5 protein-coding genes and 2 pseudogenes are annotated in these 13,730 nt (G+C 69.6%); 2 read left to right on the top strand and 5 right to left on the bottom strand.

The window, feature by feature from the left end; all coding sequences use genetic code 11:
• From ACRWNP_RS29930 to ACRWNP_RS29915, 4 genes and pseudogenes are all read right to left on the bottom strand, one after another.
• Positions 1-352 (bottom strand): hypothetical protein (locus ACRWNP_RS29930; RefSeq protein ID WP_431966838.1); only part of this gene is annotated, 352 nt, incomplete at its 3' end.
• A 664-nt stretch (positions 353-1,016) separates the two neighbouring features.
• Positions 1,017-1,949 (bottom strand): annotated as a pseudogene (locus ACRWNP_RS29925) (IS5 family transposase).
• A gap of 42 nt (positions 1,950-1,991) precedes the next feature.
• A pseudogene (locus tag ACRWNP_RS29920) lies at positions 1,992-2,198 on the bottom strand (IS5/IS1182 family transposase); the annotation flags it as partial.
• Between the two features lie 34 nt (positions 2,199-2,232).
• Positions 2,233-7,533: a sacsin N-terminal ATP-binding-like domain-containing protein gene (locus ACRWNP_RS29915; protein WP_431966836.1), complete on the bottom strand. Its 5,301-nt coding sequence runs from the start codon at positions 7,531-7,533 to the stop codon at positions 2,233-2,235.
• A 592-nt stretch (positions 7,534-8,125) separates the two neighbouring features.
• Between ACRWNP_RS29915 and ACRWNP_RS29910 the strand changes: the two genes are divergently transcribed.
• Both ACRWNP_RS29910 and ACRWNP_RS29905 read left to right on the top strand, forming a co-directional pair.
• Positions 8,126-9,201 (top strand): IS630 family transposase gene (locus tag ACRWNP_RS29910; protein ID WP_431966834.1). Its coding sequence is split into 2 segments (ribosomal slippage): positions 8,126-8,572 and positions 8,575-9,201, totalling 1,074 coding nucleotides; the frame shifts between segments, so codons are not numbered across the junction.
• Between the two features lie 898 nt (positions 9,202-10,099).
• The gene (locus ACRWNP_RS29905; protein ID WP_431966832.1) at positions 10,100-12,127 is read left to right on the top strand and encodes an N-6 DNA methylase; all 2,028 of its coding nucleotides are present in this window, start codon (positions 10,100-10,102) and stop codon (positions 12,125-12,127) included.
• Between the two features lie 5 nt (positions 12,128-12,132).
• On the opposite strand, the gene ACRWNP_RS29900 is transcribed toward ACRWNP_RS29905, so the two are convergent.
• Complete coding sequence (locus tag ACRWNP_RS29900) at positions 12,133-13,620, bottom strand: serine/threonine protein kinase (protein WP_431966830.1); 1,488 nt, start codon at positions 13,618-13,620, stop codon at positions 12,133-12,135.
• Between the last annotated feature and the right edge of the window lie 110 nt (positions 13,621-13,730).

The following is a 13,730-nucleotide window of genomic DNA, read 5'->3' as shown; positions in this document are numbered from 1 at the left end:
GATCTCCGCAGCGTCCCATGCTTCGGCGACCTGCCCGCCAGACTCGATCCCCATACTCCTCCACTTGGCGCTTCCTCTCCGCGTCACCGATTCGCTGCAGCACGTAGTGCGGATACGCCTTCAACCCCGCCTCCTTGTTGCGCGGGCACCAGGCAGCGGCGTTCTCGCCGTCTCCTGCCTCCAAATAGAGGCGCTCCATCAATTCGCACGCCCTCGCGTTGCTGGCCAAGGCCATCGGTTCGGCCCATGCGATCGCTTCAGGGATCTGGCCCGCGGCCTCCGCCAGGTCCGAGATCCAGCCCCAACTGTTCTCCTCACCCAGCTCTGCCGCCCGTTGATACCAGACCAACACCTCGGCCGGGTCCTGGCCCCTTTCGCGTGACAGCTGTGCGATCGCGACCGTGGTGTCCCGATCCCTGACCGGTCGCACATCAGCCAGCCGAGTACCTCTGCCTCCACTCCGGCCTGCTCACTCTTCCGCTTGATGGCCCTCTCGTCACGTGAGCGCTTCATCGATCGGCCCTCGGTGTAGGACGCGGCGCGGTGGAAGGTCCGGTACCCGGGAGAGCGGTACCGCTTCGCCGCCATGACCACGCCGACGGCGGGGTCAAGCGGGTCGGCGCGCTCGACGAGGTGGACGTCGGCCTCCTTGCCGGTCTTCAGGACGCCGAGCTCCGTGTCGATCGCGCTCTGCGAGGTCGCCACCCAGTCCGGTAGAGGCTCGGGGCCTCGGCAGAGGCGTTCGACGCTGAGCCTCGACCAGCACTGGCCGTCCTCGAGGTCGTCGTAGGAACGGAAGTCGAAGACGAATCGGTCGTCGACGTCGCCCAGGTCGTCCGGCGGCGGGACGCAGCAGTAGGGGTCGGTGATGAAGCCGTCAGGGAATGCGGGGTGCTGAGGGTGCTGCGAGAGATCGTCGCGAGACATCGCACTCCGGGAAGACCGCCTTGATGCGGCGTTTGCGCAGGTGGGCGCGGTTAGCGCGGGAGGAGTAGGCCTAGGCACTGTTTCTTGGATCATGTGCGGAGCCAGATCACCAGTGATGCGACGGTGACGGTTCCGAGGTAGGTGTAGGCGCGTTTGTCGTAGCGGGTGGCCACTGCCCGGAAATTCTTGAGGCGGTTGATCGCCCGCTCGACGACGTTGCGCTTCTTGTACCGCTGTTTGTCGAAGCCGGTCGGCCGACCGCCGGCCGAGCCGCGTCTACGGCGGTTGGCTCGCTGGTCCTTGGGCTCGGGAATGGTGTGCCGAATCTTGCGTCGGCGCAGGTAGCGGCGATTGCTGCGGGAACTGTACGCCTTGTCCGCACTGACGCTGTCCGGCCGGGAGCGAGGCCGACCGGGCCCGATGCACGGCACCGAGATCTTGTCCAGCACGGCCTCGAACTGCGGGCTGTCGCCGCGCTGCCCTGGCGTCAAGACGATCGACAGCGGACGGCACCGACCGTCGGCCGACAGGTGGATCTTCGTGGTCGCCGCGCGAACGGCCTAAGCACTCGCCTGCTTCACCACCTCCGCCAGGCGGACGGACAGGCTCCGAAATGTCGGATCGCCCAGGTTTGCACCGCCGTGGGGCCCCTTTTGAGGAACAATCACCGGCGGGGCGGCTTTACGGGCACCGGCGGCATGCTGATGGGCCCGGGCCGTTGTGGAGTCCACCGACACATCCCAGTCGATCCTGCCCGCGGCGTTCTCGGCCGCCTGCACCCGCGCCAGCAACATTTCCCACGTACCATCCGCCGACCAGCGACGATGCCGCTTATAGACCGTTTCCCACGGTCCGAAGCGTTCCGGCAAATCCCGCCACGGCACACCGGTCCTCGCCCGGAACAGCACCCCGTTGATGACCTTCCGGTGCTCACTCCACCGACCGCCACGTGTACCGCCACGAGGCAGGAGCGGCTCCAGCCGCCCCCACTCCGCGTTCGTCAGATCTCCTCGGCCAACCACACTGAACAGCCTCAACCCACGCGCGTGATCACTTCAGGAGATCCGAGAAACAGACCCTAGTCGCCCCGCCACGGCGGTGGGCCGGGTGCGGGGACGGCCGACCGGCAGACGGACCCGCACGTTGTTCAGCACCGGGATGGACTGAAGGCTGTCGGCGGCCTGCCCGGCGGTCAGGACGATCGCCATCGGCCGACAGCGCCGGTCGGCGGCCAGGTGAATCTTGGAGGTCAACCGGCCGCAGGACCGGCCGCTCCCCGACACTCGGGACATCGTGCGCTTCAGCTCACGGCCGTCGGCTGTTCCGCAGCGGCGAGCACTGATAGCGCAGCCCCTTGCCCACGATCCGGAACCGCTCGCGACCGGCCGCCGAGAACGGGTTGGGCAGCTCGAACACCTGACGGTGCTCCGGGTCCAGAGCTGCGGTGATCAGCAGGATCCGGTACCGACCGCCACGCGCGTGGGTGCGCGCGGCATCCACCTCGGACGGCCCGAACTCGAACTCCACTCGCTTGCCGACGGGTTCGCTCAGCGCCTTCACCTCGTACAACCGTGTGGTGCCACGCCAGGCGACCTCGAAGTCGTACCCCAGGCTGTCCGATGCTTCCCGGTCGCCGTTGATGACCGCGGCGTACCCAGACCGCCAGCGCACCTCGGGGTAATGGCGCTGGAGCCAGGCCCGTGCCACGACCTCCCCGACCAGACCGATGGCCGACCGCTGGTCCTCACTCACCTGGTGCAGACGGGCCACGACCACCCGCGACGAGCCGGAACTCCCGCCCCGCCCGGGCTGGGGCACCGGCGCGACCGTGTCCAGGCGTACCTTGCCGGACTGGGCGAGGAAGGCTTCGTCGACGGTCCTGGAGGCTAGGTCCGCGATGGCGGAGAAGTGGTCGCGTCCCACGGCGACCTCCTTCTCGCCGATCATGATCGTGGCCGGGCCCGCCCCGCGTGATCCGGCGGTGCCCTGCGCGGGTCCGGTCCGGGGCGTCAGGTCGGCGGGGGTGAGGCCGAGGAGCCCCGCGTCGGCTGTGAGCGGCATGCCGGTCGGCCAGCCCACACCGCGCCGCACCACGTCGAGCAGTTGTCTCTCGCTCAGCTCGATGAGGTCGCTCAGGCCGGAGCCGTCGAGGAAGGTCCGCGCCTCCAGCAGGGGCGCGCCCTGCCAGCCGGTTGGTACGGGTGCTCCGTGCCGGCGGCACCAGGCGGACACGAGCCGGGCCAGCGCCGGAACCAAGGGGTCCAGTGCGGCGGTGTTGAGTTCGCGGAGCCGGTCGACGGGTGGGAGATCGGTGGTTCGCCCGAGATCGTCGTCGGCGCCGTGCGAGCGCAGCCAGGCCTGTGCCCTGGCCCGCATCTCGTCCTCGGGCGGGGTGACGAACCGGGGCAGCCAGTCGGGGTCCGGCAGCAGGTCGTGGAGTCGACGGGCGCCAGCGTACGCGGAGAGGTCCGCGCCGTCGCGGGCCGCCGCCACATACCGTTCCCGCAGCCGGTCCACCAGCGTGCTGGCGTGGCCGCGTACGAAGTCGCCGAAGGCCTGCTCGTGGAGATCGGGGTGGGAGTAGGGGGCGTAGCCGGGGCCGAGCGTGGTGAGCGCCTCGTTGAACCGCTGGAAGTCCAGGCCCAGTTCGTCGCGGAGTTCGGCAGGTGTGGAGCAGGAGCGGGCGAAGGCGACGAGTTCGGCGGCCGACACGGGCAGCGAGACGGTGTACCGGCCGACGATCTGGACGAGTTCGTCCTCGCCTGCCGCGCGGTCGAGCGCCCGCGCACTCTCCTCGTCCCATGCGGAGCCGAGGAGGCAGCACAGGGCCGGGCGCAGCAGTCGTACCGTGTCGTGCACGTCTCCCGTGAGATTGCGTCTGATCTCGGCGACCTTGGCCTCGGTCGTGTCCAGTGCCATCGCCAGGGTGCGGTCGTCGATCCTTTGGGGATCATGGGTGTCGAGCTGCCGTTCCAGCTTGACCAGGATCAGCTCCAGCGCGTCCTGCAGCCCCGGCCTGCCCAGCAGTTGGGCGAGCGCGGACGTGCACGCCTGCAGTTCGTCCCAGCCCTCCTCGCTGCGCCAGACGACGACCGTGGGATGGTTGGCGTCCGGCAGCGGCAGCGCGCGGGTGGTGGGCGGTGGTTCGGTGAGCACGCCCGAGATGACGACCTCCACAGCGTCGGCCCGGACGACGCGCACGGTGCGCAGCCGCTCCAGCAGGGCCCGCACACCGCGCTCGCTGCGGCGCAGGAACGACCCGGACTTCAGTTCCACGGCCAAAGCCACCACCGTGACGAGCCATTCTCTGCCGTCGATGAGCGTGTCGGCGTGAACAGTCGGGGTGATCGGTTCACCGTCGCTGTGGCGGATCTGCACATCGGTCGCCGACGTGCGCAGGGTGCGGATGCCGTGCGCGTCGGCCATCTCTACGATGGCGTCCCCGCTCTCCGGTCCGGCGACCAGGACGGGATGGCCCGCCAGTTCGACGAGTGCATCCTTCAGCGGCGCCTGCTCGTCGCAGACGTGCACGGGCACGTCCTCGGCCGTCGGTACGAAGGTGCCGAGGGCGTTGCCGCGACTAACCACGAGCCGTACCTCCTCGCCGGTGAGCCACGGCCAGCGGGTGTTCTGCGCGAGGTGAGACCACGCCCGCCCGTAGTGCTTCTTGAAGGAGACGCTGAGGTGCGTCGGCACGTCGCCCCGGTGGAGGATCTCGCCGAGGTGCTTGACGGCCGCTCCGGCGTGCCGAGGGTCCTCCCAGCTCCGCAGCCCGCACTGGCGGAGCCTCGTGGCCGCGACCTTGTCGGTGAGAAGCCGCCGGGTCGGCAGCGGCAACGAGGGGACGAAGCCGGGTAGTTCCCCGTCGGTGCTGAACCACGCCTCGCCGGGGGTGACGAAGGCCGGGCCGTCCGACTCGGCGTCCTCCACCGGAAGCCAGGGCGTGCGGCGGAGGAAGGACGCGAACGGTGTGGGCCAGGAGTGCTCGTCCCTCTTGTGCGGGTGCTCGGGCCGGTACACGGTGACGTCGAAGACCTCGTCGCCCCAGGTGCGGAACCCCAGGATGAGCAGTTCGGCAAATTCCCGCCGTGTGGTGGGGCCGAGGTCCGCCACCTCGGTCGCTCCCGGGAGATGAACCAATGGCCGCTGGAACGCGTAGGGCGTCCACGGGTGGGCGAACTTGGTCCACCGGGACCGTACATCCGCCGTCCACACAGGCCCCAGGCCGTCGCCGAGGCCGAACCGCTGGGCCAGGCCACGGGGTGCCAGATCGTTCCCCTGCTGGGCTCCCAGGCGGTCCCCGACAACGGACAGCCGCAGTCCGTCGACCACGCCGACGGCCGTGAGGAATTCGAGGTACGCCTCCCGGTCCCGGACCGGCGCGGGCCAGTCGTCGGGGCCGCTGATCCAGTGCCGCCGCTGGTCCGCCAGCTCGGGGATCCGGGAACCGCCCGCTTTGAGGAACCTCTCCAGCCGCTGCGCGCCTTCGGTGCCCCAGCCCGGTGAGTACGAGCAGCGTGCCGCCCTCGCCCAGCCGCCGTCGGTGAGCGGCACCCGGAAGGCGATCCGCGACAGCCGGTCGCGCTGCCCCGGCGTGAGCGCCGGGAACTGCCGCAGGGCGAAGGTGAGGGCGTCGCGGCTGAGGGCCTCCGAGGGCCGTGCCCCGAGCAGGTCGTGCAGCGCGTCGAGGACCTGGTCCAGCTGGTAGGAGCGGACCAGCCCGCCCCGCAGCAGGAAGTCCCGTCCGGGGCTCTCCCAGGTGATGTCGGGGTGGGTGAAGGCGATACGGCGGCGCAGCGCCTTGAGGTCGCCGGGGACGCGGGTGCCGGCGACGTCGTGCTCGTCCCCGGGGTGGAAGAAGACGGTGCCTTCCTTCTGGCCCTTCTTCCCTTGCTCCGCCGCGCCGCCGAGCGCAGGCCGCAGGCCGCCGTCCTGGTCGAGGATGATCCGCCGACCCCGCAGCGCGGTGTGCTGGCCGGTGAAGGCCTGGGCCAGGTCGTTGTAGAAGTCCGCCCAGCGTGGGCTCGGCGACTCGCCACCTTCTGCCCGGATCTCCTCGGCCACCGCCTCGGCCCAGTCGGCGGTCCTGACCAGCGGAGGACGCAGGGCCCGGGAGACGACCGCCTTGGCCAGCCGGTCGGCACGGGCATGCCGGACCTGGCCCGCGGAGGCGGCCAGCAGATGGGCTCCGGCCCGCGCGAGCGCCCCGGCAGTGAGGACCCGCCAGGGGCGGCGGCCGTCCGGCCAGGCGTAGGTGTCCCGCAGGGTGCCCCAGGACTCCCCGCCCTCCAAGGGGAGGAACGGCTCGACGGCGAGCCGCCCGTCCACCGCCTTGCCGAGGCGGGCCGGGGTGTCCCAGCACATGAGGTCGAGGACGAAGTCCCCGGCGCGGGCGTGCGGGGTCTCGGTACGCAGGTGTCTGGCCGATTCCACGCAAAGAACCGCCAATTGGTCGAGCAACAAATCGTTGAGGGCCACCGCCTCGCTGATGTCGAGCCGGGCGAGCTTGGTGAAGAACGGCGCGTGGGCGTGGCCCGGAAACGGCGCAGAGGACGCCTCCGACATCGGGATGAAGGTGTACATCCGGCCGTTCCGCGACAGCGGCCGGTCCAGTCGGAGCGCAACACCGACCCACGCCTCGCCCTGCCAGTCCCGCCATTTCGCGTCGATCCCATGGACGTCGACGCTGCGCTCGATCGCCACGCGCAGCGCCTCGGTGTCCAGGGTCCGCCGTGCCAGCAGATACCGCCCGGCGTCACCGAGGTCGACCTCGCTGATCCAGTCCGCGGTCCGGGACGCGACCAGGTCGCAGGGGCGTTGGGCACGTGACAGCACATGTCGTGTGCCGCCCTCGGCCCCGTCACGGATCTCCACGACCAGTTCCCGCACGCGGTCGAGGAAGAGTAGTAGGGGCGCCTTGTCGTCCACCACGTTCTCGGCCTGCGCCACGACGAGGCTCCAGGCGTGGTCGTTGCGCAGCGGCAGTCGTACGACGGTCGCGTAGCCGTCCGTGGCGAGTTCCTTGAGCACGGGGTCAGCAGCCTCGGCGGGCACCGGCAGTGCCAGCGGAGAGACGTCCTTGATCACCCGGGCGGCGAGGGCCGGGTCGTTGACGACGGCGTGGATGTCGTCCGGTCGGGCGAAACGGAAGCAGTAGCCGTCGAACGAGTCGGAGGCGGGCGACGCCTTCGAGTAGATCTCCGGCCAGTCGGTCAACTGCAGCACACTGCGGAAGCCGAGCCCCTTGTTGCCGATGCCCTCACCGGCTCCCTTGCTGGAGAGGGCCAGTTCAGTGATGGCCTTGAAGTTCTCCACGGTGAATCCGGTGCCTTCGTTGGCGACGTACAGGACACCGCCGCCGTCCTGGTGGCGCGTGGCCAGCACGGCGATCCTGCCGGTGCCCCCCGCGGCCAGGGCATCGTGTCCGTTCTGGATGAGCTCCAGGATCGTGCGGCCCTCGTACTCCTGGGCCGTGTCCTCGCTGACGGACTTCAGGCTCTCGGCGAAGCGCCAGTCTCCTCCCGCTCCGTCGAAGATCTCGATCCGCCGGCGTGTCAGGGCGGTGATCGCGTCCCCGAACCCCGCCCCTGATCCGCTGCTCCTCATCGGTGTGATTGCCGGTCCCCCCTCGCTGAACCGGCATGCCTGTGCGTGCCTGCCGGGAATCGTGCTCATCAGTGTGTCCGGAAGGGGGCACCAGCCACGTTTTCCGGCCAATTCTTTGAAAGCTCACATGTCGATGCGAGAGGGGGGTGGGGCCCGCTCGGTCCCCTGCGACGTCCGGGCACCCTCAGATGTGGTGAACGGCGGGACGACCGAAAGAAGCTCGTCGGCAGCCCGAATTGTCAGAGGCGGATGCTAGGGGCTGTCTGCGGTTGTGATCAAACGCGGGTTAAGCGAGAGCTGGTCATTCTCAGGGTCCCTCATGAGCCGGAGTGCATGCGCCACCGGACGGCGTCTACGGCACTTGGTCACAGGCCCTGTTCGGGCCTGGGCTCGGTCAGATAGACGCCGGCGAGCGTGCCGTCGTAACCCGCGGCCTGGGTCGCAGCCTCCAGGCTCGGGGAGTCCTTCCCTCCGACGTGGATCACCGCCTCGTAGTCCGCGCGAGTCAGTTCGCGCTCGACCCACTACTGACTTGTAATGCGTGATGTCGTGGGGTGCTGACAGGTCGTGATCGTCGCGGTACACCACGGTCATGAGGTACGCGCAGGGTGGTGGGCTGACTCACGAGCGGAGGGCGTTTCGCGAGCGGATCCGTCTGGACGCGGGTGAGATGTTCGCGGCTGGTAGCGACAACGCCGAGGTGGCGAGGGTGCTGCGGGTGCATGTGCGCTCGGTACAGCGCTGGCGGCGCGAGTGGGCCGAGCGGGGTGAAGCGGGCCTGGTCTCGAAGGGGCCGGCGTCCTTGCCCAAGCTCAGTGACGAGTTGTTCGTGAAGCTGGAGGCGGCACTGGCGTTGGGGGCGGTGGCGCACGGCTGGTCCGATGAGCGCTGGACGCTCGCGCGGATCAGGACGCTGATCGGGCGGATGTTCCACAAGAGCTACACCGTGCCCGGGGTGTGTCTGTTGCTGCATCGGCACGGCTGGTCGCCTCAGGTCCCGGCTCGCAGGGCGGTGCAGCGCGACGATGAGGCGGTCGCGACGTGGGTGAAGGAGACCTGGCCGGCCGTGGAACCACCGCGGCGGCGCTCGGGGCCTGGACCGTCTTCGCCGACGAGGCCGGGTTCTCGATGACGCCGCACACCGCCCGCACCTGGTCCCGCAGAGGTGTCACCCCGGTGATCCGGGTCAATGGCGGCAGCAGACGTCACCTGTCGGTGGCCGCTCTGTGCTGCTACAAGCCCGGCGAGCGGCCGCGGTTGGTCTTTCGGCACACCGGTGACCGGCGGGTCGACGGCCGCAAAGGCTTCTCCTGGAAGGACTTACGAGACCTGCTCACCGCCGCCCACACCCAGCTCGGCGGACCGATCGTGCTGGTCTGGGACAACGTCGGCCTGCACCTCAGTCGCGCGATGCGCGCCTGGATCACAGCCCGGGACTGGCTCACCGTGTTCCAGCTGCCGGCCTATGCACCCGACCTCAACCCCGTGGAAGGGATCTGGTCCAGCCTGCGGCGCACCAACCTTTCCAACATCGCCTTCACCGACTACACGCACCTGGTCACCGCAGTCCGCCGGGGCCTACGCCAGATCCAGTACCGGCCCACCATCATCACCGGCTGCCTCATCGGCACCGGCCTCGCCACAAGCCCCGGCGACATCACGCATTAATCCTCAGTAGTGTGCGCAACGGCAGCGGATTGATCTCGTTGCGGTCGCAGATCAACCGTCCAGTCGCGCCGGGCACCGCACTGCGGACACATCCCTCGGGGGGAGTTCGCCGATGCATCGCAGCCACCAGGCGAGGACGTCGGTGACGCCGTCCGCAGCGTCCAGTTCGCACCATCCGATGGCCTGCTGGAGCAAGGCATCGGTGTCGTGGCCAGCAGCGCGCTCGGCCTGGTCCAGGTGGCGGCGAGGGCGTCCCAGCCGGGCGCGATGCGTACGGAGTCGGCCTGCTCGGGCAAGGTGGTTTCGAGGGTGCCGGCGTACCACTCTCGTAAGGGTTCGGGAAGGCGACGGCCGTGCTCGCGCATCGCGTCCGTGGGGGCAGCGGCGGCTGATCGGTAGGCGCTGCACAGGTGTTGTGCGGCTCGTTGGGCGGCGGCTGCCTGCTGGACGTGACCGCGGGCGGAGTGCCAACGTTACGGCGGCGATGGTGACGAGGAGCATCGTGGACAGGAGCATCGCGGTGGTGCCGCCGTCTTCGCCTTTACCGAGGGCGTTGCCGGCGCGGATGACGCCGCGGGCGGCGGAGCGGATGGCTCCGTTGTCGGAACGCTCGGCGCGAATATGGGAGCGGGTGGCGCCTTCGAAGGCGCGAGCGGCCTCGGCGAGTCCTCGGGTTGAAGCCGGGGCTGGTCTGGGCGAGTGCGTCGAGGAGTTTGCCGACGCCGGCCGGCTGGGCCGCGGAGCACAACGACCTCCCGGATCGTCATGCACATGAGGTGTTTGGCCCAGGTGCCAGAGTGGCTCCCAACATGTGCGTAAACTCAGTCAAAGAACGCGCCCCCAACGCAAGTGATCACGGATTCATTGGGCGCCAGGCTGCCGAGCTCCGGAGGAAATCATGTCCGTAACCGCAGGGTCGACCCCGGTTGTCGTCACCCTTGCGGAGATCGCCCGCATCGCGGGAGTCGGACGCGCCGCCGTCAGCAACTGGCGTCGACGGTACGACAGCTTCCCCTCTCCTGTCGGCGGCACCGACACGAGCCCGCAGTTCTCCCTGCCGCAAGTCGAGGAGTGGCTCAAGCGGGAGAACAAACTCAAGACAGCGCCGAACCCGCTCGACCGGCTCTGGCCGGAATACGAGTCCCTGGGGGACCGAGAAACGACAGGCCTGCTGGTGGCCCAGGTGGGACTCCGGCAGAGCGGCGTCACGACAGGCAGGCCGGCGGCGGGGCCGCTCCTTGATCAGCGTCAGACCCGCCTGCTGGAGCGCACTCTGGAACTGGCTGATCCGGACCAGGAGCACGGGCCCTTCGACTTCCTTCTGGAGCGGTGGCTCCGGACGCACGTACGGCAGATCACGACGACTCCTGTGCAGCTGGCCGGGCTTATGGCGCAAGCCGCAGCCATGAACCACCCAGGCCCTGTACGGACCGTGCTGGATCCGGCCTGCGGGGCGGGGACGTTGCTCGTCGCAGCCGGCCGGCAGTGGGGTGCTGACCGTGCTGCGGGATTGCGTTTCCTGGGCCAGGACAGCGACGCGGTTCTGGTGGAGCTGGCCAAGGCGCGCCTGGCGATCGGCGGGTTCACCAAGCGTGACCTGTCCAACGTATCGTTGGCAGCGGGTGACACGCTGCGGGCCGATGCCCATTCCGGAGCGCAGGCCGATGTGCTCCTTTCCGACCCGCCGTCGAACGAGCGTGACTGGGGCCACGCGGAACTCGCCACAGACCCGCGCTGGGTCTATGGGCAGCCTCCGCGCACAGAGCCGGAACTCGCCTGGGTTCAGCATGCCGCGGCAGCTCTGGCTCCCGGCGGCGTCGCGGTTCTCGTGCTGCCGCCCGCTGTGGCGGCGCGCCGCGCGGGTCGCCGGATCCGGGCCGGTCTCCTGCGGTCCGGCGTGCTCCGGACCGTGATCGCCCTGCCTCCCGGTGCCGCCCCGCCCTACGGTGTCGGACTGCATCTGTGGATCCTGTGCGCGGACGGTGCCCTCGGCCGGGGCGGAGCGGACGGCGCAGAGCTCACCTTCGTGGACACCACACACGCCGCTCGTCCCGTGACCGCCGACAGGGGCGGCGTCGACTGGTCCGCCGTGACGGAGCAGATCGTGGGGGTCCTCGGCGGCACAAGCACGCTGGGAAGCGTCTCGGTACCCGTGGTCGACCTGCTGGACGACCAGGTAGACCTCACGCCTGCACGGCGTGTTCCGAGGACACGGGCCGCCACCATCGTCGACATCAGGCGCCTCTGGACGCGGTACGACGCGCACATGAGGGAACTGCGCGATGCCACCGACGCCCTGTCCGCACTCGTACCCGCGGACGACGGCGAGACGGTTCCGCTCATCAGCGTCGGCGAGCTGGAACAAGCCGGAGCCCTGGAGATCCGGACCGGGCAGGGCCTGCCGGAGTCACTGGTGCGCCGCGGGGAACGCCAGGAGGACGAGGCGCGCGTCCTCACGGGTGCTCCGCTGTCCGGGCAGGCGCAGCTGTGGCTTCCGGCGTCGGTGGTCGCGGCGGGCGAGCGGGATGGCTCGCTCACGGTCACAGCCTCCCAGGACGTCATCGTCTCAGTGCTGGCCCGGGCCTTCGACGTACGGGTGGACGCCGACGCCCCGTCCGTCCTGGGGCCCCAGCTCGCGGCGCTCAGGGCGAATCCCGCGGTCCTCGACCCATGGTTCCTGTCCGGCTGCCTGCGTGCCCCGGCCAATGTGCACAGGGCCGGCACGCACGCATCCACCACGTCACGCATTGACGTACGGCGTATGCACATCCCAAGGCTCTCGCTGGAGGAACAGCGACGGTACGGGGAGATCCACCGGAAGATCACCGCCTTCGAACGCGAGATGACCGATATGAAGAGCGTGGGCGGCGAGCTGAGCCGGGCGCTGGGGGACCTGCTGGCCGCAGGGCACCTTCCCCGGAACTGATCCGGCTACGGCTCTGGCAGCCGGGCGAGGAGGTCGGTCACCTCCGCTTCGTAACCGGATTCCGCCAGCTCGAAGGCGACCTCGCGACAACGGCTCGTCAGCCGGCCGGAAACCGGTACGGCGACGAGCGGCAGCCTGTGCACCACTGTGCGCCAGCCGCTGAACGCCCCGGCGAAGTCCCCCTCGGGCATCAGGCACTCGGCGATCCCGAGGCGGGCCTCCAGCACGAGAGGATCCGAGGGGTCTCCGTTCCCGGCCACGTACTGGTACTGCTCCTTCGCCTCACCCGTACGACCATCCAGTCGAGCGGCATCGGCACACACCAGCCGCCCCTCCAGGACGATCGGCTCGCGGGCCCCCCAGTCCGCCACCGCCTTGGGCAGCAGGTCGTGGAGCTCGGCACAGCGGGCACCAGAACCGTCGGCGAGCAGTTCCGCCCGGGCCTGGGCGATCCGTCCCGCGAACTGGTTGCGCCCCAGCCACCCGCCACGACGGCGGACCGGACGCCGCGCTACGGCACGGGGGGTGGGCCGCGTGTCCGGCGGGCCGGCCACCGCGCTCTCCCGCAGGCGATAGCGTGCGGTCGGGTCCGGAGCCAGTTCCGGATCCGGGGCCGGGTCGCCCGGCTTCGGCAGGAAGTCACACAGGACGTCCAGCACCTCGTCGATGGTATCGGGGCGGTCCGCCGGAGTCTTGGCGAGGAGGTCCCAGACCAGGTCGTCCAGTTCCTCGGGAATGCCGACGTTGATGCTCCGCAGGCGCGGCGGCAGGTCCTCGAGGTGCTGGGTGCTCTTGTTCCGGTCCGGCTTGTCCTCGAAGGGCCGCTCCCCGGTGAGGAGTTCGAAGAGCACACAGCCGAACGCGTAGAGGTCCACCGAGGCGGAGATGTCCTGCTGGCCCCGCAGCTGCTCCGGAGCCATGTACCCGGCGCTGCCCGGGGTCTCACCCAGTGCGGTGTAGCGGGTCGCATCGGGATCGGTGAGGTGAGCGATGCCGAAGTCCAGCAGCTTCACCGCTCCGTCCGCGCAGGCGATGACCACGTTGCCCGGTTTCAGGTCGCGGTGCACCACGCCGTTCGTGTGCGCGTGTGCCAGGGCTTCGGCGACCTGGACGGCGACGGCGACAGCGGCGTCGAACGGGAACGGCCGGCGCGTGTCCAGGAATTCGCGCAGGCTGATCCCCTCGACGTATTCCATGACGAGGTAGGACTCCTCGCCCTGGTAGCCATGGTGCAGCAGACGCGGGATCCCGGGGTGCTTCAGCTCCTCGAGGATCGCACCCTCGCGTTCGAACCGTTTCAGCAACTCGACCCGGTGTCGCGCGCGCTCTGCAGGGGTGAACCGGCCCTGCGTGTAAGCATCGAGCCGCAGCACCTTGACGGCGGCCAACTGCCTGGTCACCAGATCAGTGGCCGTCCAGATGGTGCCCATGCCGCCCTGGTCGAGCGCTTCCTCGACTCGGTAGCGGCCGTCGAGGACTTCCCCGGCTTCCACGCCTCACCCCCGGCTGTTCATGACACGGTGTCAGCCACACTGTAGCGGTTCACGGATCACATCGAACGAATCGCTTGACTGAGTTCACAGAAATACGCTTCCCTGGGTGT

Source organism: Actinacidiphila sp. bgisy160 (assembly GCF_965342435.1).
GTDB lineage: Bacteria > Actinomycetota > Actinomycetes > Streptomycetales > Streptomycetaceae > Actinacidiphila.
Note: the sequence above shows the minus strand (reverse complement) of the source record. Positions and strands in the feature narration are given on the sequence as shown.